This is a genomic window from Vibrio hepatarius, assembly GCF_011806575.1.
GTDB lineage: Bacteria > Pseudomonadota > Gammaproteobacteria > Enterobacterales > Vibrionaceae > Vibrio > Vibrio hepatarius_A.
The window spans coordinates 1-19,288 of sequence record NZ_JAATOO010000026.1 but is presented as its reverse complement, the minus strand read 5'-3'; the positions used below and the strand labels follow the sequence as shown (position 1 = coordinate 19,288).

Genomic DNA, 19,288 nt, shown 5'->3' with positions numbered 1-19,288 from the left:
CACCTCCACCCGGGTGGATATTATCCAATAATAGCCTGCTGCTAACTTGGAGAATGGGAATGCATACCTAACCAATTCCCCAGAATTGAAGGAAGCGCGTGTGAATATCCAAGCACTTATTAACGACAAAGTATCTCAGGCTCTTGAAGCCGCTGGCGCACCTGCAGGCAGTCCTGCGGCTGTTCGCCAATCTGCAAAACCTCAGTTTGGTGATTACCAAGCGAACGGCGTGATGGGCGTGGCTAAAAAACTAGGCACTAACCCTCGCGAATTTGCGCAAAAGGTATTGGATGTTTTGGATCTTGACGGTATCGCAAGCAAGACAGAAATTGCAGGCCCTGGCTTCATCAACATTTTCCTAAGCGAAGAGTTCCTAGCGAAACAAGCAGAAGCTGCGCTAGCTGATACACGTTTAGGCGTAGCCGCTGAAGAACAGCAAACTATCGTTGCGGACTACTCAGCACCAAACGTTGCGAAAGAAATGCACGTAGGTCACCTACGTTCAACCATCATTGGTGATGCCGTAGTTCGTACTCTTGAGTTCCTAGGTCACAAAGTTATCCGTGCCAACCATATCGGCGACTGGGGTACTCAGTTTGGTATGCTTATCGCAAACCTAGAGCGCGTTCAACAAGAGTCTGGTGAAGTTTCAATGGAACTTGCAGACTTAGAAGCGTTCTACCGCGAGTCGAAAAAGCTTTACGATGAAGACGAAGAATTCGCAGCTAAAGCGCGTAACTACGTAGTGAAACTACAAGGCGGCGACGAGTACTGTGCTGAAATGTGGAAGAAGCTGGTTGACGTAACTATGATTCAAAACCAGCGTAACTACGACCGTCTAAACGTGTCACTAACTCGTGACGACGTAATGGGCGAAAGCATGTACAACGACATGCTACCGGGCATCGTAGCGGACCTGAAAGAAAAAGGTATCGCTCAAGAAGATGACGGCGCGCAAGTGGTATTCCTAGACGAATACAAAAACAAAGATGGCGACCCTATGGGCGTTATCATCCAAAAACGCGATGGCGGTTTCCTATACACCACAACCGATATTGCGTGTGCGAAATACCGTTACGAAACGCTAGGTGCAAACCGCGTACTTTACTTCATTGACTCGCGTCAGCACCAACACCTAATGCAAGCTTGGACTATCGTCCGTAAAGCGGGTTACGTACCTGAAGAAGTGACACTAGAGCACCACGCATTCGGTATGATGCTAGGTAAAGATGGCCGTCCATTTAAAACACGTGCAGGTGGTACTGTTCGTCTTGCAGACCTTCTTGATGAAGCGCAAGAGCGTGCTGTTGCACTGATCGAATCGAAAAACCCTTCACTAGATAGCGAAGAGAAGCAGAAGATCGCGACAACAGTAGCCATGGCTGCGGTTAAATACGCTGACCTGTCGAAGCACCGTACCACTGACTACGTGTTCGACTGGGACAACATGTTGGCATTTGAAGGTAACACAGCGCCGTACATGCAGTACGCATACACGCGTGTCGCTTCAATCTTCGCTAAAGCTGGCATCTCAATGGATGACCTGTCTGGTGAGATCAAAGTGACTGAAGAGAAAGAGAAAGCGCTGATTGCTAAGCTGCTTCAGTTTGAAGAAGCCGTTCAGTCTGTAGCTCGTGAAGGTCAACCACACATCATGTGTAGCTACCTATTCGAACTAGCGGGTCAGTTCTCTAGCTTCTACGAAGCTTGCCCGATCCTAAACAGTGAAGACGAGTCAGTAAAACTAAGCCGTATGAAGCTTGCGGCTCTAACAGCGAAGACCATCAAACAAGGTCTATCGCTGCTAGGCATCGAAACACTCGATCGCATGTAATCTAAACTTGCGGTTTTGCATAGAAAAAGGTTGGCGTTTTGGCGTCAACCTTTTCTTTTGTTTGGCGTATACTCACAACAAAATAACGACAAGAGACGAAAGAAATGAGCTTTGAACTCCATCCTCAGTTAGCCCAAGATACCACTGTGATCGGTCACTTCCCGTTATGCGTTGCCTTATTGCACAAAGACAACGCTGTGCCTTGGGTAATCCTAGTACCGAAAAGACACGATTTAAAAGAACTGCACCACTTACCAATGCAAGAGCAGCAACAATTCTTACTGGAGTCTCAAGCGGTCAGCCAAGCGTTAGAAGCGACATTTCGTCCGGACAAATTAAACCTTGGTGCGCTTGGTAACATGGTGCCGCAACTACACATTCACCATATTGCTCGCTTTAAAGATGACATTGCTTGGCCAGGTCCTGTTTGGGGCAATACCAAAGGTGAGTTCCGCAGCGATGAGGAACAACAAGAAATCATGACACGTATCGGAAACGTGTTGTCGTTAAGTAGCTTGTTTCGCCGCGTATAGTCTTCAATCGATACAAAAAAGCCACTCAGTTGAGTGGCTTTTCTATTGTAATTACATCGTCACTGTCAGCGACAAAGCATCCTGTTTCACCAACGCATAGCGAATTCGGGTCACCTTGTCGGCTTTGTTGGTGTCGACCAAACGCGACACCAAGCCTTTTTTAATCCATACCGTCAGCATCGCATCAACACCGTCCTCACTGAGAGCAAACTTCTTCGCTAACTCAGTTTGGCTCACACTGCCGTGCTCTTCGATGTACGATTTCAGCTCAGATAAGATCATGCAACTTGAACCTCTAAGGTTTGCTGTTTCTTACCGGCTACTTTCAGCATTCGATAAGTCACAGCACAGAGCAACAAGATACCGACAATCCATGCTGCACTAGTCGTAGGATGAAGCGTAAAGTGCGTCACTTGGTAATAAAGCGCTGCGGTACCGTACGCGAGAGCCATAGTCCAGACAGCGATAAATCGCGCGTACTTAGCACCAAATTCACGAACGTAAGCACCCATAGCTGCGACACAAGGTGTGTAAAGCAAGATAAAGATCAAGTATGCAAACGCGGCATTACCTGAAATGAAGTGCTGCTTAAGGTTACCAAAGATTGACGAATCTACTTCCTGATCTTCAGCTACTGCGCTGCTATCAGTCAGATCACCCACTTCAATACCCAACGGGTCGGAATAACTTAGTCCCATCAAGTTTTCAGGAATTGACATCAGCGCTTCTTCAAGGCTTGCGACGAGGTCAAACTCTTCTTCACCTGCATCAGTTGGTGCATACAAGTTGTTAAGCGTGCCCACAACTGCTTCTTTAGCGAAAATGCCTGTGATGATACCAACGGTCGCTGGCCAGTTATCTTCTTCAATGCCAATTGGCGCGAATACTGGCGTGATCACTTGCGATGCTTTCGACAATACTGAGTTTTCACTGTCTTCGTTACCAAACGAACCATCCATACCCATTGAGTTTAAGAAACTCAATAATGTCACCACAATCACGATAGTTTTGCCCGCACCAAGAACAAAACGTTTTAGTTTTTGCCATGTTTTGATTAGTACGTTTTGCAGTGTTGGTAACTCATAGTCTGGCATTTCCATCACTAGGCTATCGCTTGAGCCGGGATAAAGGGTTTTCTTCAATACCAAACCCGTAAATACCGCAGCGACAATACCCAAGATGTATAGTGAGAACACCACATTCTGGCCGCTTTCTGGGAAAAATGCTGCTGCAAATAACGCGTAAACGGGTAAACGTGCACCACAAGACATAAACGGAGCCATCGATGCCGCAAGTTTACGCTCTCGTTCTTGGTCTAGGGTTCGCGTCGCCATAATCGCGGGAACGTTACAACCAAACCCTAATACTAGTGGTACGAATGCTTTGCCTGGCAAGCCAATCTTTTGCATCACTTTATCTAATACAAAAGCGGCACGAGACATGTAGCCTGAGCTTTCTAAAATGGCTAAGAAAAGATAGAGGCACGCGATCACTGGAATGAAAGTCGCGACGGTTTGGATACCGCCGCCAATACCATCGGCGATCAGTGTCACTAGCCAGACTGGCAAGTGGTCGTCTAATAAGTAATGTCCACCGTCGACCAACAATGCGCCAACGCCAATATCGAAGAAATCTATAAATGCGCTACCGATGTTAATCGAGAACATGAACATCAGATACATCACCACAAAGAAGAAAGGTACACCAACCCATTTATTCAGGATGAAGCTATCTAGCTTCTCAGTAAAGCTATGACTCAATTTCCCTTCACTGCGACGGACACGTTTTGATAACTCATGTAGGTAAGTGTATTTTACGTCTGCGACGATTAAGTCTACGTCGAGTTCTAAGCGCGCTTGAGTGGTCGTCACTTGTTCTCTCTCATGCTGGGGCAAAGAGTTGAGAACCAGCAGATCGTTTTCCAATGCACGAATTGCTAACGCACGTGCCGATACTTCAGCTTGTTTAGCGAATAACGTTTGCACATCATGGATCGCTTGTTCGAATTGCTCGCCATAGTCAAGAGTCAATTCGTTCAGAGCAATACCTAGGACTAAAGCTTTATGTAAGCGCTCTTTAAACGCGACCACTTGTGACTTGTTGTTGGCGGAGATAGCAAAAACCGGACAACCAAGTTCTTTCTCGAGTGCTTTAATGTTGATGGTTTGGCGCTCACGCTTAAGTGCATCCATCTTGTTAAGCACGACCACCATCGGGCGTCCTAACTCACGAAGTTGAAGCGTCATATATAGGCTGCGCTCAAGGCAAGTTACATCGACAACATTGATAATTAGATCCGCTGGATGCGTCAACACCGCTCGTGACGCAATCGACTCATCGATACTGTTGCCATCATTACCACTATCCAGAGCATAAATACCAGGTAGGTCGGTGAGTAAAAAGTTGTCACCAGAATGCGCGTATTTACCGGACTTTTTCTCAACCGTTACACCAGCCCAGTTACCAACTTGCTGCTTCGCCCCAGTTAGACCGTTAAATAAAGTCGTTTTACCGCTGTTAGGGTTACCTACCGTTAAAATCTGATAGTCCATCTAGCGCACCTCCACAGAAACCGATTTCGCGATACTGTTACGCACAGCAAGAGAAACACCGCGGACTTCTATTTGTAGTGGGTCGCCCATAGGTGCTCTTCTGATCACTTTAACTGGCGTATTAGGTAACAACCCCATCACCATCAACTTTTTCCTTACATCATTAGATAGCTCTGTAAAGCCAACAATGGTCGCTTCTTGCCCTTGCATCAACTCTGAAAGTTTCATCGACAAACCTATACTACTCGAAAATGAGAACTGTTTTTATTTACACTTACAATATTATCGCTAATAACGGTATGCTTTTTTGCTTGAAATCAATATTTTCAGAAATGACACGTCATTTCCGTTAAAAACAAAAACGTCAATTCCGTCAAAAACTAACTCGGGAAGCTACACCAACTGTCATAAAACTGGAACAAAAAAGACCATAAAGAAAAATAAACCTTAAAAAACAGTAAGTTGATAAATCTGTCGTTTTTATCATGTAACAATGGCGTTAATTTTATAAGTAAAATAAGGTCGTCACGATATAGTTAATTCCGTCGAGAGGGCTTAGCCCAAACGATAACATTGAATTCCAGAGGTGGCGCACCCAGCGCCACTCCGGCAGCAAGCGAAGGTGTCATTGGCACCCGTGGTATGGTCCCCCCGGCTATACCACGAATTTTTTTTCTTCTCTTTCCCCAAACTCACGTCAAACCCACTACCCCAACTTTGCTCTGGCAAGGACATTGGTTATTAAGTCTATTCCACTTTGAGATTGATTAACGGCGTACATCACTTGATGTCACCGATAGGGAGGAATGGCCCATGAGGTCGACAAACGCCCCAAGGTAAAAAGAGCGCAAAACAACTCACACAGCTTAATGGCTGCGTTGGCTACTTACTCACACTCTTGGTTTGACTAGTTTTCTTTTTCTTCAACAAATTGAGTTGGAGACATCCCAAAGCGGTGCTTAAACCTCTGGCTGAAGTAAGAAGGGTCATTGAAGCCACATTCAAATGCAACATCAGAGACTTTCTCACCCGCCAACAGGCGACGACAGGCGTTATCTAAGCGCACCTCGGTTAAGTACTCTGTGAATGTCTTATCGATCGCTGTTTTCAAACGGCGCTGCAGACTGCGTTCTGAAACATACAGCATTTTCGCGGCAGTAGAGGTGCTCAGTTCGGGATCCGAGTAGTGGCTAAACACCAGTTGCTTCACCTTCTCAAGCCACGGGTCTTCGCTTGGTTTGAGTTCATGATAGTCAAAAGGCTCAATATCGATGATGGAGGCTTCATCGAAGTTATCGCTGGCAATCCAACTCACCTCCATCAAGTTTCGCTCTGCAGAAGAGTGAATATTGCAACATCCACCACTCTGTTCAATCAATGAGCTGATGGTTTGTAATAAAGAAGAGTGATTGTAACTTTCAAGCGGTTCTCCCTGATCCAGTAACGTCAAGACCACGCGCTTATCGTCTAAACGAGTAGACAGCAGTACCGTCTGATTTCTATAGCAGCGCCTTACTATGCTGTCGATCAGCAAGTTAAGTAGTTCGTCGAGGTTAAAACTGGTCAAACTAACAAAGTAGTCTCGCTTCGAATCAGACTCTAGCTCGATATTGATATTGGCTTTCTCTAATTCATCCGCCCAACCACTCAAGACCGACTTTAGAATTAAAGTCAGGTTGTAAACCGGCTTGGCTTCTCCGTCAGTTGTACGAACATGGAGCAATAAGTCCAACTCCTGCAATAGATAACTGACAACTTTTTGGCTTGCCTCGCTTTGCTGAACCACACTGCTAACAGAAGAGCTCTCTAACCTTTGTTTCATCGCCTTAATTGATTTGTTGGCGATCAAACGTCTAATTTGCAGTTGCTTACGGAGCTGTTGGTTGTTGGTTAGCAAAATGCGGCTTTGGTGGCGCAACTGGTTAGTTTTCAACGCAACTTGTGCTTTCAGGTCTCGGTTAGCTTGGTTCATGATTCTTGAACGCCAGTAGACGATCGCGGCGATAAAAATAATCGCTCCAGCAAAGTAAGCAATGATCGCGTATGGCGTCATAAACCAAGGCCGAGAAACTGAAAACTCAAACACATTACTTCGCCCACGCTGCATATTGTTTAGCACGGCACGAACCTCAAGCTGATAATCACCAGGCATCAAGTGTTCGATATTAAGAGTCGATCCATCGAGTAACTGCCATTCATCATCATTGAGTCGGTATTCGACACTGACTTTATTCACACGTGGCAATACGCCAAATTTAAAAGCGATAGACTCGCCGTAATTGATTTCCGGTTGAGAGCTAATTGTGGCGCCGAGAGACTCCAGCGTTTGATTCACTTTTACTTGGCTGATAATCACCCGAACATCTGGTAGCTTGCTCACTACCAGTTCTTGGGTACTGACCTTAATCAGGTTGAAATGCGTGCCAAACAACAAGGTCCGTTCGTCTCCCGCTCCATATGAGCATTGCCCGGCGGCAAACTCATTGCTGATTAAGCCGAAAGGTTCACCGTAGTGACGCAGCAGATAACCTTTTTCTGAATAACGAGTAAGTCCGGCAGACGAAGTCAACCACATGCCGTCTTGGTTTCCAATGAGACATTTCGGTGTGATATGTCCATCAAGCAATGGGAGAGATTTGACATGTCCAGTATAGAGGTCAAATCGATATAATCCGTAGCGGCTCGCTACCCATATATCGTAGTCATCAACTTGTACCGTGTTAATGACGGAACCAAACGGAACACTTTCACCGATAAAATGAATTTGGCCATTGCGCAGCACGTAAACACCGTGTTCGGTACCGAGAATCAAAAAGCCTTGTTCGGTCACTTTCATATCAGTCAACTGAGCTGGAAGATATTTTTTTATCATCCAGTCTGAACCATACTGAGTTAACTGGTCACTGTTTAAATCATAGCGCCAAAGATGGTCATCCCCTGCTCCCCATAATACCCCGTTCTTGCCCAATTCCAGGAAGCGAACATCGGCAGTTTTGAGAAATTCAGGCATCGGCTTACCTTGCACCGCATGTCCTGTTACGTTGTCAATTCTGCGTATACCTTGATTGGTCGCTAACCACAACACACCATCAGACTCAGCAAAATCGCTCACCGTACCTCGATACATTAAGCGACGATTCTGGAACGGCTCAAGACTAACACTGTAGATACCCGAATCACTGACCATCCAATAGCCTTCACTGCTCTCTTTTCTTCGCATCAGTTTGGGTTTGTCGATATCGATGTTTGGCGTCAGTACACGACCAGATACTCGCTCAAACTTATGAGAAAACAGTGAAAAATAGCGGACACCGCTGTCAGTAGCGATCCATATCCCGCCGGCTTGATCATTAAGTAACGCGTAGATTTTACCTTGGATAACCGAATTGTCGTGCACGCCAGAAGAGATGAGGCGTTTGGTCTCACCCGTTAGGAAAGAATAGACCAGCAAGCCGTTTTCAGTACCAATCCAGTACTCTTCGCTGGTTTCGGTGATACTGAGAACATGAGAACCCGGGATGTATTTCGTCGGACGTTTAGGGTTTTGGATATCAAAAATCAACGCACCTTTGAGTGAACCAATGACCAACTCTCGACGTGAATCTGAAAAGTAAATTTTCTCAACATAATTCTGACCAGAGCTAGTGACGTGGTCAAAGTTATTCTCGTCAGATAAATACACTCCTGCGTTGGTTGCCACTACCCATTTAGACAGCACAAACTTAGCATCGTTAATTTGAATCGTGGAAGACTGGCTGTACTTATACAGTTCAAGCAGTGAGTAGGTTGAGAACTCGCCAGTATCGACGTTGTAAGTGTAGAAGTGGGTATCATCTGAGAGCCAAATAAAGCGTTTCGAAGCACCGATACGTTTAATTTCTGAGCCAGGCTTGAGGCTAAACACCAACTCTCTTTCTTGGTTAGGGACGGTTCGATAGATTTCGTTGCGAAAGAACGACCAGAATGCATTATCGAGATAAGTCACCTGTTCAACCTCATGTTCCAGAGCGGAACCGGACCTCGGCATGATATCTTGGCCATCGAAGAACATGATCTGGTTGCGAACATCTTGAAACCATACCCCACCACCATTAGCTAAAAACAGCTCTTTGGCCGCAAATACTTTGCCTTGCGCTTGTGTGGGCAATGGATAGAACACGGTCGGTGTTTGCTCTACCGCATTTGCTATCGTAGCTAAACACAAAGTGATAGCTAACAATATGGCTCTCATAACCAGTAAGTCCCTAACAGCAATAAATTTTTAATGCATAACCACGTCATACCACTTACCAAAGATTAGCAGTCAACATGTATCTTTATTTTGTTCGATAATTATCTAAGAATATGACGAATAAACAAGCCAGCGTTCTAAATTTCCCTGACTTTTTAAGCTGAGCTCACATACGAGCTTACAAATTGCTCAGTGAGCATACGGACTTTACAAAAAAGGAGCTTATTGCTCCCTTTTTACCCTACCTATAACTGCTCGTTTATGATTTTAAACAAGTCTCAAAGCTATCCGCTAACTGGCCAAGTAAAGTGAAATATCCACCTTCCGCGGCTTCTACATCTGTCCCCAATGGGTCAAGAACACCAACTTTTGCGTGACTACCTCGAGTGACAGATGCCACGACCGCAGGCGTAAACTGAGGCTCTGAGAACACACATTGTGCTTGCTTAGACGCCAGAGACTTGCGAATTTTAATCAGCGTTTTGGCCCCCGGCTTACGGTCTGGACTGACAGTGAAATGGCCTAAGTGGTTAAGTGCGAAGTCCTGTTCAAAATAGCCATAGGCATCGTGAAAAACGTAGTAACCTTGGCTCTTAACCGTATTCAACTGTTGCTTGATCGCTTGATGTTGCTTGTCTAGCTGTGAAAGGAAAGCCGTTAAGTTATCGCGGTACGCTTGTGCATTACTGGTGTCTGTCTGAATCAACTTTTCCGTAATCGCTTTAGCGACTTGCTGGGTAGGCGCATAACCCAACCAGAAATGAGGATCGTAATTTCCGTGGTCATGCCCGTGGTGATCATCGTGGTCGCCGTTGTATTCACGCAGCGCCAGTTGAGACATATCACTAATTGTAAGTACGTTTGCTTGGTCCTGGAGGATCTTCTCTAAAAACGGCTCTAAGTCGTGACCAAACCAAATCACCAAGTCAGCGTTGCGAATACGCTTCACATCTGAAGGTCGTAAAGCGTAATCGTGCGGAGAAGTATTGGAAGCCAAAAGAACATCTGGTTGAGAGATACCCTTGGTCAGTTCCAGAGTAATCAACTGGATTGGCTTAATGCTGGTCAGCACCGTGTTTGCTTGTACAGAAAATGCAGCCACGACGGTGAATAAAAGGGCAAAAATACGCTTCATAAATGAATACTGCTATCTAGTCTAATGAGAGATTAAATGTTACATTATAACATTAGATAATTGCAAATGAGTGCTATTCATGTCGACATTGGTCGAACTCACTAATATCTCTGTTCAATTTGACGGACGAAAGGTCCTCGACAACGTTTCACTCACGTTGAATCGTGGCGAAATCACCACACTGATCGGACCCAATGGCGCGGGTAAGTCTACACTAGTTAAGGTCCTGCTTGGATTGCAGCGTCAATTCCAAGGCACGATTACTAAAGACCGTTCGCTGCGGATCGGCTACGTCCCTCAAAAACTGAAACTCAATGAATCATTGCCGCTCAATGTCGAGCGATTTCTGCGTTTGTCAGGCAAATATAGCCAGCAAGAGATCATCGAAGCGCTCAAGCTCGTCGGTGCTGAGCATCTGTTCAGCTCTAATATGCACTCCCTCTCTGGAGGTGAGAATCAACGCGTACTGTTAGCGCGAGCATTGCTGCAACGCCCGGACTTATTAGTTTTGGATGAGCCCGCACAAGGCGTAGATGTTCAAGGCCAGATTGACCTCTACGATCTGATTGATACGATTCGCCATCGCTTCAACTGCGCGGTATTTATGGTTTCGCACGATCTGCACTTAGTGATGGCAAAAACGGACGATGTTATTTGTCTACATCACCACGTGTGTTGCTCAGGCTCCCCTGCCGCGATTAGCCAGCACCCCAGTTATATTGCGCTGTTTGGCAATAATCGCAACGAAGCCCTTGCGCTTTACCATCACCAGCATAATCACCATCACCACGATTTAGCGGGGCAGCCTGTGTCAGGTGACGCTGAAACCTGTTCGCACCATTCTCACGGTCACCATCATGATTGAGTTTTTGTTACCTTCTATTTTTGCCGGACTAGGGATTGCAATTATCGCTGGTCCACTCGGTTCTTTCGTCGTATGGCGGAAAATGGCTTACTTCGGCGACACACTGGCACACGCTTCTTTGATGGGTATTGCACTCGGCTTTTTGCTGGATGTGAACTTATACCTTGCCTTAGTGGTTTGCTGCCTTGCACTCGCGTTTCTATTGGTAACATTGCAGAAGCAACAGCAAGTCGCAACAGATACTTTGCTCGGTATTCTTGCGCACAGTTCGCTATCTTTGGGCTTGGTTGCGGTAAGCTTTTTAGACGATGTACGTATTGATCTAATGAGCTATTTGTTTGGCGATCTACTCGCCGTGACCCCAGTTGACCTTATCTACATCTATTCTGGTGTCCTGGCGGTATCAATGGTCCTAGCTATATTCTGGCGTTCATTGCTTGCAACAACTGTCAGCGAAGATCTCGCGGCAGTCGATGGTCACAATGTCGATTTGATGCGCTTATTACTTATGTTGATGGTTGGTTTGGTGATCGCGATAGGGATGAAGTTTGTCGGCGCGTTGATCATGACATCTCTGCTCATTATCCCGGCCGCCGCCGCAAGGCGTTTTGCTCAGTCTCCCGAGCAAATGGCGTTACTTGCCTCGGTTATCGGCTCTGTAGCGGTATTGCTCGGCCTAAGCCTATCTTGGCACTTCGATACGCCCGCTGGTCCTTCAGTGGTCATTAGTGCAACAGCAATGTTTATGCTTTCACAACTGACTAAATCGCGTCGTTAATCCCCAGAACTAAAAAGGCTTCCTTTAGGAAGCCTTTTTCAGTCATTCGAGCACTTAAGCGCCTTCGTTGTGCAATTCTAAGTTTGCTAACTCTTGCTTAATCTCGCGCTGCGTTTTGGCATCATCGCTGCGCAGTGACTCTAGGAACTCTAGATATTTCTGGTCGATGTCACCAGTCACATACTCACCGTTAAATACTGACGTTTCAAACTTAGCAATATCTGTATTACCTAGACCAACGGCATCAACCAAATCTTCAAGAGTTTGGAAGATAAGCTCATCCGCACCAATTTGCTTACAGATCGCATCATTGTCACGACCATGAGCAATTAGCTCGTTTGCGCTTGGCATATCGATACCATACACGTTCGGGAAGCGAATTTCAGGTGCTGCTGAAACCATAAATACTTTGTTTGCACCTGAGTCTCGCGCCATTTCGATAATCTGTTCAGACGTAGTACCACGAACGATTGAATCATCAACCAGTAGTACGTTTTTGTCTTTAAACTCGGAGCGAATAGCATTGAGTTTACGACGAACCGATTTCTTACGCTGCTGCTGACCCGGCATGATAAAGGTACGTCCAACATAGCGGTTCTTAACGAAACCTTGGCGGTAAGGCTTATCAATCGCCTGAGCGATTTGCAGTGCGATATCGCATGATGTTTCTGGAATCGGGATAACCACATCGATATCAAGGTGCGCGTATTCATCACGAATACGCTCGCCTAGCTTCTTACCCATTTCCACGCGCGCGCTGTACACCGAAATCTTGTCGATGAACGAGTCTGGGCGAGCAAAGTAAACAAACTCGAAGATACATGGGTTCAGTACAGGATTATCGGCACATTGCTTGGTGTGAAGCTCACCGTCAAACGTCGCGTAGATTGCTTCGCCCGGTGCCACATCACGAATGAAGTCAAAGCCAACCGCATCCAATGCAACAGACTCAGACGCCACCATGTATTCTGTTTTGCCTTTTACTTCGCGTTTACCAAGGCATAGAGGGCGAATGCCGTTTGGATCGCGGAAGGCAATCATACCGTGACCAATGATCATCGCAGTTACCGCGTATGCACCACGGATAGTACGGTGAACATTTGTCACTGCGCGGAATACATCTTCTGCCGTTACGTTACCTTTAACCGTGTCAATTTCGTGAGCCAGTACATTAAGTAGGACTTCTGAATCAGACGTTGTGTTGATGTGACGACGGTCTTTTTCGAACAGTTTTTGACGAACTTCTTTCGCGTTGGTCAAGTTACCGTTGTGAGCAAGAGTGATACCGAATGGAGAGTTTACGTAGAATGGTTGAGCTTCTGAGGCGCTAGAGCTGCCTGCTGTTGGGTAACGAACATGGCCGATACCAACTTCACCCTGAAGCCTTTGCATGTGTTTTGCTTCAAACACATCCTTCACTAAACCGTTTGCCTTCCTTAGACGAAAACGATTGCTTTCTATGGTACAAATACCCGCTGCATCCTGGCCACGATGCTGCAATACCGTCAATGCATCATAGATAGACTGGTTTACAGGCGTTGTGCCCACGATTCCAACAATACCACACATGTCCTAACCCTCGATTTGCGACAATGGCTGGCGCGCTATAACGCGCCAGATAAGAAACTAGATGTTGCTTGCAAGTGCTCGAAGAACGGCGCGATGATACGGCTAAATTCCGGTACCAATTGCGAGTTCCTCCACCACTCTGAGTCTGGAAACGAAGTAAACGCATCCATAAAAAATAGTGCAGCAGAAACAATCAACACACCGCGCAGACCACCAAAGACGATCCCCAACACTCTGTCTGTTCCTGACAAGCCTGTTTTCTGCACCAGTTGCGCAATGACATAGTTGACCACTGCACCTACTACTAATGTAGCAACAAACAAGGCTGCAATTGCGGCTCCATTTCTAAACATGTCATCTTCAATATTAGTAAAGTACACCGCTAATTTTGCGTAGTACTGACTGGCGATGAAAAACGCACCAAACCAAATAACTAATGACAATGCTTCTTTTGCGAAGCCACGAACTAAACTGATCAAAGCCGACAGGCCGATCACACTTAAAATGACAATATCTAACGGATTCATCTGTTCTTACATCTTAAGTTGGCGCGCATTTTAACAGAAAAAACGCTGACGCAAACGTTTTCTTAAGGATTTAGTGGTTTAAATTTAAGCAATTGACCTTTCGAACCGGTAATTTTTTCCAGTTCAATAACTTGGCGCTCTAGTTTGCTCTTGGATACATCGGGACCAATAATGACCCTAGTAAAGCCATTTTCTGGTTTCACATGAGCTTGGTATCCACGCTTTTGCAAGTCCAAAACGAGGTTCTTCGCGTTTTCAGCATTCTTCAGTGCCATCAACTGGATAAACCAAGCGCTGTCTTCGTAGTCATTTCGTTCAGGAACATCTTTGACAACGACCGGCATTTCATCACGCTGTTGTTGAGCTTCTACATCGCTCGTTGAATCATCAACCACGACTTCAACAGGTGACTCAGGTAAGCTGGCACTATCATCAACTGGGTCTAACACTTCAAAAGTTTCTACGTCGTTACCAGTATCGGGTTTAATCGGAATACTGGCGACATCTTCTTTGTAGTGCGTTTTTTTACCGTCTAGGACATCCGGTAAAATGATGACCCCAAGCGCCACCAACAGAATGGTGCCGACTAATCGGTTTTGAAACTTACTTGCCATTTATGCTCCTTTGCTCTGCCAGTATTCGAGAACTTCCCCTACGGTATGGAAAGATCCAACCACTAGAATGACATCTTCTGTTCGGGCATTTGTCATTGCAGCTTTAAAAGCCTCAACAGGAGAGCGGTATTTCTGATTACTTTCAGGTAGATACTGACATAATTCGTCCGCACTCGCGGCGCGAGGTCCCATCAATGAGGCTGGGTACCAATTTGAGGCAATTTCAGACAATTCTTGCAGTGTCGCTTTGATGTCTTTGTCGTGCAGCATCGCAACTACGGTATGAACCGTCTTACCATCAAACTTTTGCTTTATGCGCTCCACCAGATATTGCGCTGAATGAGGGTTGTGTGCCACATCCAACAAAATAGTCGGTTGCTGGTTGATTAGCTGCATCCTGCCCGGCAACTGAGCGTTGTTTAAGCCGTTAACAATGTTTACGTCACTAATGTCTAGGTTTGCCGTCGCTAACGCCATCAGCGCCGTAGCCGCGTTTTGGAGTGGTAATCCTGGGATAGGCAGGTCTGTTAACTCGTAAGAGCCATGTGTCCACTGCCAAGTCGTGTCAGTGACTTGCTTATAACCGTACTGAATCTCAACCTGAAATAGCTCGGCACCGATATCATCGGCGTGCGCCGCTACAGTCGCAGGGGCTTTGGGTTGGCCACAGATTGCTGGTTTTCCTGAGCGGTAGATGCCCGCCTTTTCAAAACCGATCACATTGATATCATCACCAAGCCAGTCAACATGGTCGATTGCCAGACTAGTAATGACTGAGACATCATGGTCAACCACGTTTGTTGCATCGAGTCGTCCGCCTAAACCGACTTCTAGCAGCACCACATCAACCTGTTCTGTTTGGAACAAACGTAACGCGGCAAGAGTGCCAAATTCAAACAAGCTTAGGCTGATATCACCACGTTGCTTCTCAACAAAGTCAAACGCCGCGGTGTGCTTTTCATCAGCCAAGTCTTGACCATTCACACGTACGCGTTCGTTGTAGCGAATCAAATGTGGGGAGCTGTAAACACCGACTGAGTAGCCTGCATCAAGTAGAATTGCTTCCATCATCGCACAAGTCGAGCCTTTGCCATTTGTGCCAGCGACGGTAATAACGGTAGGAGCAGGTTTGGTGAGATTGGCGGATTTCGCCACTGCTTGAACACGATCTAAGCCAAGGTCGATGGCTGACGTGTGGATATTAGCTAAATAATCAAGCCACATCTCTAGTGGTGATGTGGCTTGAGGAGTTTGGGTTCGATTCATCTAACTTAAACCAAAAAATTGCGGTTGTTTGTTAGTGTGCTACTTTACCCTTTTTCGTCAGCTTCTGGTACTTCATAAGCTTCTTCATTTGGTGAATCATTCACAGAAACAACCAATGGAGACGCTTGATTCGTCATTTTAGCGACCAGACTACCAATGCGCTGACGCATTTCACGGCGGTCAACGATCATATCGATAGCACCGTGGTCTAATAGAAATTCGCTACGTTGGAAGCCTTCTGGTAGGTCTTCACGTACTGTTTGCTCAATAACACGACGACCAGCAAAACCGATAAGCGCTTTTGGTTCACCGATGTTGATATCACCCAGCATCGCCAAACTCGCAGATACACCACCCATGGTTGGGTCAGTCATTACCGAGATAAACGGCAGACCTTTACCTGACAGACGCTCTAGCGCTGCACTGGTTTTCGCCATTTGCATCAGTGACATTAGTGCTTCTTGCATACGAGCACCACCACTCGCAGAGAAACACACTAGGCCACAGTTGTTCTCGATCGCTGCTTCAACTGCGCGAACAAAACGAGCACCAACCACAGAACCCATCGAACCACCCATGAATGAGAATTCGAAAGCACACGCGACGATAGGTAGACCTAGCAACTCACCTTGCATCACAACAAGCGCGTCTTTTTCGCCGCTGCTCTTCTGTGCCGCTGAAATACGATCTTTGTATTTCTTCGAGTCTTTGAATTTTAGTTTATCTCTTGGTTCCAGCTCATCCGCAAGTTCAACTCGGTTAGCTTCATCTAGGAAAGTTTCCAGACGGCGACGAGCTTTCATACGCATGTGATGGTCACATTTCGGACATACTTCTAGGTTACGCTCTAGTTCAGCGTGGTAAAGCACCTGTTCACAAGATGTACATTTAGTCCATACACCTTCAGGGATGGACGCTTTACGTGAACTTACGATGTTGCTTTTTTCTAAAATCTTTTCAAGCCAACTCATGGAAGACCTTTTCTCTATTATTCCCACGCAAAATGCGAGGGATCAAATTCTTAATTTACGCGTGAGGATTAAAGCATATTAAATGCCAGCTGTAGATAAAAAACTGGTTGTACCTATTTTTCAGCCATGCTCACGCACTCTAAAGAGATGATAATTTGGACAATTTAACACGGTTTAGTTCAAATTATCTGGTAAAAATAGTGGCCCAATCGGCACTATTGGCAATTCGTAATTCTCAGGGTAATCCACATCGACCAAATACAAGCCTTCTGCTTTCGCTGTCGCCCCTGCCAACTTACGATCTTTCTGCTCTAGCAGCCATTGAATCCACTCTGGCTTCTGCTCGCCACGTCCAACACAAATCAGACTACCGGTAATGTTTCGCACCATGTGGTGAACAAATGCATTTGCCTTAATATCAATCACAACATATTGATTATGACGAGTCACGTTGAGGTGCATAATATTGCGCCACGGACTGCGTGATTGGCAATGTACCGCACGGAAAGAAGTGAAGTCATTTTCACCGAGTAAATACTGCCCCGCTTGATGCATCTTCTCTACATCCAAGTCACCGTGATAGTGACTGACACCTGAAGAAAGAATCCCCGGTCTTAATGCGCTATTAAAAATGATGTAGCGGTAACGTCGTGCAGTGGCAGAAAATCGAGCATGGAATTCCTCAGGAACTTCCTTAGCCCAGCGAACCGCGATATCCGAAGGCAGATTTGCGTTCACTCCCATAGTCCAGGCGACCATTTTACGATTTGCCGTCGTTTCAAAGTGTACTACCTGACCAGTGCCGTGAACACCCGCATCGGTTCGACCTGCGCACTGAACTTCAACAGGATGGTTCGCAACAACGCTTAACGCACGTTCCAGCTCTTCCTGTACACTTTTTACATCTCTTTGACGCTGCCAGCCAAAGTAATGAGTGCCGTTGTACTCAATACCTAAAGCGATTTTCATCTTGGATTTCTCTTAGAAAATGGGGCGGGAAGTATAAACACTTTTCGATAAAAAATTAAGGGGGCTACTCGCCCCCTTTTACCTAACTTTGACTGATTCCGTCGATGAGAGATTTAGCTTCTCGGCGAATATCTTCGTTACCATCGACAATCGCCTCTTCCAGCAGCTTTCTTGCTCCCACCGTATCATTCATTTCCATGTAGATTTTGGCCAGATCAAGTTTGCCCGCAGCTTCAGCATTTGCATCGATATCCTCTTCTTCACCGATATCGCCTATAACGTCTGGGAAGTCATTCAAACCGACATCAAGCTTAAGCGCTTCATCGATAAAGTAATCTTCATCACCTTCCACTTCCGCCATCAACTCATCAATAGTGCGGAACTGGTTTTCTTTCGGATTAAAGTCATCCAGTGAATGTTGGTCTTCCCAATTTTCTTCCTGCACCGTTGCTTTAGCAGGCTGATTTTCTTGTGACCAAATAGCTTGGTCTTCTTCTGGAATATCATCACTGATTTGCGCTTGTTGTTCAGGAGAAAGGGTAAAACCGTTCCAGTCTTCCCCACCCATTTCCAACATAGCGTCAATGTCCATACCCGCACTGTCAGAAGTCTTGGCATCTATTGGCTGATCAAACGAGAAACTCTTTGCTTGGCTGTCGTCTTCCGTCAATAGCTCGTCAAACGCCTGTTCATCGTAATCTTGATGTGCTGCGACTGGGTCGTGTGACGACTCAGCGCTTTCCGCATGAGGTTGTGTTGACAGCTCGTCCAGCGCGTCTTCTTCACTGTATTCCGGCAGTTCTAGGTCATCGAACTCTACTGACTCTTCCGCTGCCAGCTCAGATTCCGCTACTTCAGCTTGTGGCTGTGTCGTCTCGCTAGGCTCAGATACCATATCGGCCAGCGCGTCTTCTTCGCTGTATTCCGGCAGTTCTAGGTCATCGAACTCTACTGACTCTTCCGCTGCCAGCTCAGATTCCGCTACTTCGTCTTGAGGCTGAGTCGGCTCGCCAGGCTCAGATACCATATCGGCCAGAGCGTCTTCTTCGCTGTATTCCGGCAGCTCTAGATCGTTTAATGCAACCGAGTCTTCCGCGGCTTGCTCTGGCTGTACTTCTTCAACTTGAGGCTGTGTCGGCTCGCTAGGCTCTGACGCCATATCGGCTAGCGCGTCTTCTTCGCTGTATTCCGGCAGCTCTAAATCGTCAAATGCAACCGAGTCTTCCGCGACTGGTTCTGGCTGTACTTCTTCAACTTGAGGCTGAGTCGGCTCGCCAGGTTCAGATACCATATCGGCCAGCGCATCTTCTTCGCTATATTCCGGTAGCTCTAGATCGTTTAATGCAACCGAGTCTTCCGCGACTGGTTCTGGCTGTACTTCTTCAACTTGAGGCTGAGTCGGCTCGCCAGGCTCAGATACCATATCGGCTAGCGCGTCTTCTTC

The 19,288-nt window shown here is 46.3% G+C and carries 16 protein-coding genes; 4 read left to right on the top strand and 12 right to left on the bottom strand.

Annotated features, from left to right (window positions below; all coding sequences use genetic code 11):
• Nucleotides 1-100 precede the first annotated feature (100 nt).
• Nucleotides 101-1,834 carry an arginine--tRNA ligase gene (gene argS, locus HCZ42_RS17725; RefSeq protein WP_167422099.1) on the top strand — a complete coding sequence of 578 codons (1,734 nt, stop codon included), beginning with the start codon at nt 101-103 and terminating at the stop codon, nt 1,832-1,834.
• Nucleotides 1,835-1,938: 104 nt separating this feature from the next.
• Complete coding sequence (locus HCZ42_RS17720) at nt 1,939-2,367, top strand: HIT family protein (RefSeq protein ID WP_167422098.1); 429 nt, start codon at nt 1,939-1,941, stop codon at nt 2,365-2,367.
• A 51-nt stretch (nt 2,368-2,418) separates the two neighbouring features.
• Here HCZ42_RS17720 and HCZ42_RS17715 read toward each other — a convergent pair whose 3' ends face one another.
• The 5 genes from HCZ42_RS17715 to znuA form a co-directional block, all read right to left on the bottom strand.
• The gene (locus HCZ42_RS17715) at nt 2,419-2,649 is read right to left on the bottom strand and encodes a FeoC-like transcriptional regulator (protein WP_167422097.1); all 231 of its coding nucleotides are present in this window, start codon (nt 2,647-2,649) and stop codon (nt 2,419-2,421) included.
• Nucleotides 2,646-4,919 carry a Fe(2+) transporter permease subunit FeoB gene (gene feoB / locus HCZ42_RS17710; protein WP_167422096.1) on the bottom strand — a complete coding sequence of 758 codons (2,274 nt, stop codon included), beginning with the start codon at nt 4,917-4,919 and terminating at the stop codon, nt 2,646-2,648. Before feoB ends, HCZ42_RS17715 begins: the two co-directional genes overlap by 4 nt.
• Nucleotides 4,920-5,147: a FeoA family protein gene (locus HCZ42_RS17705; RefSeq protein ID WP_167422095.1), complete on the bottom strand. Its 228-nt coding sequence runs from the start codon at nt 5,145-5,147 to the stop codon at nt 4,920-4,922.
• Nucleotides 5,148-5,826: 679 nt separating this feature from the next.
• Nucleotides 5,827-9,150: a helix-turn-helix domain-containing protein gene (locus HCZ42_RS17700; protein ID WP_167422094.1), complete on the bottom strand. Its 3,324-nt coding sequence runs from the start codon at nt 9,148-9,150 to the stop codon at nt 5,827-5,829.
• Between the two features lie 259 nt (nt 9,151-9,409).
• Entirely contained in the window at nt 9,410-10,285 is an 876-nt protein-coding gene (znuA, locus tag HCZ42_RS17695; protein ID WP_167422093.1) for a zinc ABC transporter substrate-binding protein ZnuA, read from the bottom strand.
• A gap of 79 nt (nt 10,286-10,364) precedes the next feature.
• Here znuA and znuC point away from each other — a divergent pair, with 79 nt between their 5' ends.
• Both znuC and znuB read left to right on the top strand, forming a co-directional pair.
• Nucleotides 10,365-11,150, top strand: a complete 786-nt coding sequence (znuC, locus tag HCZ42_RS17690; protein WP_167422092.1) for a zinc ABC transporter ATP-binding protein ZnuC — start codon at nt 10,365-10,367, stop codon at nt 11,148-11,150.
• On the top strand, nt 11,143-11,928 hold the full coding sequence (znuB, locus tag HCZ42_RS17685) for a zinc ABC transporter permease subunit ZnuB (RefSeq protein ID WP_167422091.1): 786 nt from the start codon (nt 11,143-11,145) through the stop codon (nt 11,926-11,928). The genes znuC and znuB overlap by 8 nt, the downstream gene beginning before the upstream one ends.
• A 54-nt stretch (nt 11,929-11,982) precedes the next feature.
• On the opposite strand, the gene purF is transcribed toward znuB, so the two are convergent.
• From purF to HCZ42_RS17650, 7 genes are all read right to left on the bottom strand, one after another.
• The gene (gene purF / locus HCZ42_RS17680; protein WP_167422090.1) at nt 11,983-13,497 is read right to left on the bottom strand and encodes an amidophosphoribosyltransferase; all 1,515 of its coding nucleotides are present in this window, start codon (nt 13,495-13,497) and stop codon (nt 11,983-11,985) included.
• 35 nt (nt 13,498-13,532) lie between these two features.
• The gene (locus tag HCZ42_RS17675; protein ID WP_167422089.1) at nt 13,533-14,024 is read right to left on the bottom strand and encodes a CvpA family protein; all 492 of its coding nucleotides are present in this window, start codon (nt 14,022-14,024) and stop codon (nt 13,533-13,535) included.
• A gap of 62 nt (nt 14,025-14,086) precedes the next feature.
• Nucleotides 14,087-14,638: an SPOR domain-containing protein gene (locus tag HCZ42_RS17670; RefSeq protein WP_167422088.1), complete on the bottom strand. Its 552-nt coding sequence runs from the start codon at nt 14,636-14,638 to the stop codon at nt 14,087-14,089.
• Nucleotides 14,639-15,904 carry a bifunctional tetrahydrofolate synthase/dihydrofolate synthase gene (folC, locus tag HCZ42_RS17665; protein ID WP_167422087.1) on the bottom strand — a complete coding sequence of 422 codons (1,266 nt, stop codon included), beginning with the start codon at nt 15,902-15,904 and terminating at the stop codon, nt 14,639-14,641.
• Nucleotides 15,905-15,948: 44 nt separating this feature from the next.
• Complete coding sequence (gene accD, locus HCZ42_RS17660) at nt 15,949-16,875, bottom strand: acetyl-CoA carboxylase, carboxyltransferase subunit beta (RefSeq protein WP_167422086.1); 927 nt, start codon at nt 16,873-16,875, stop codon at nt 15,949-15,951.
• Between the two features lie 174 nt (nt 16,876-17,049).
• Nucleotides 17,050-17,844, bottom strand: a complete 795-nt coding sequence (truA, locus tag HCZ42_RS17655; RefSeq protein WP_167422085.1) for a tRNA pseudouridine(38-40) synthase TruA — start codon at nt 17,842-17,844, stop codon at nt 17,050-17,052.
• An 82-nt stretch (nt 17,845-17,926) separates the two neighbouring features.
• Nucleotides 17,927-19,288 (bottom strand): FimV/HubP family polar landmark protein (locus tag HCZ42_RS17650; protein ID WP_303047963.1); only part of this gene is annotated, 1,362 nt, incomplete at its 5' end.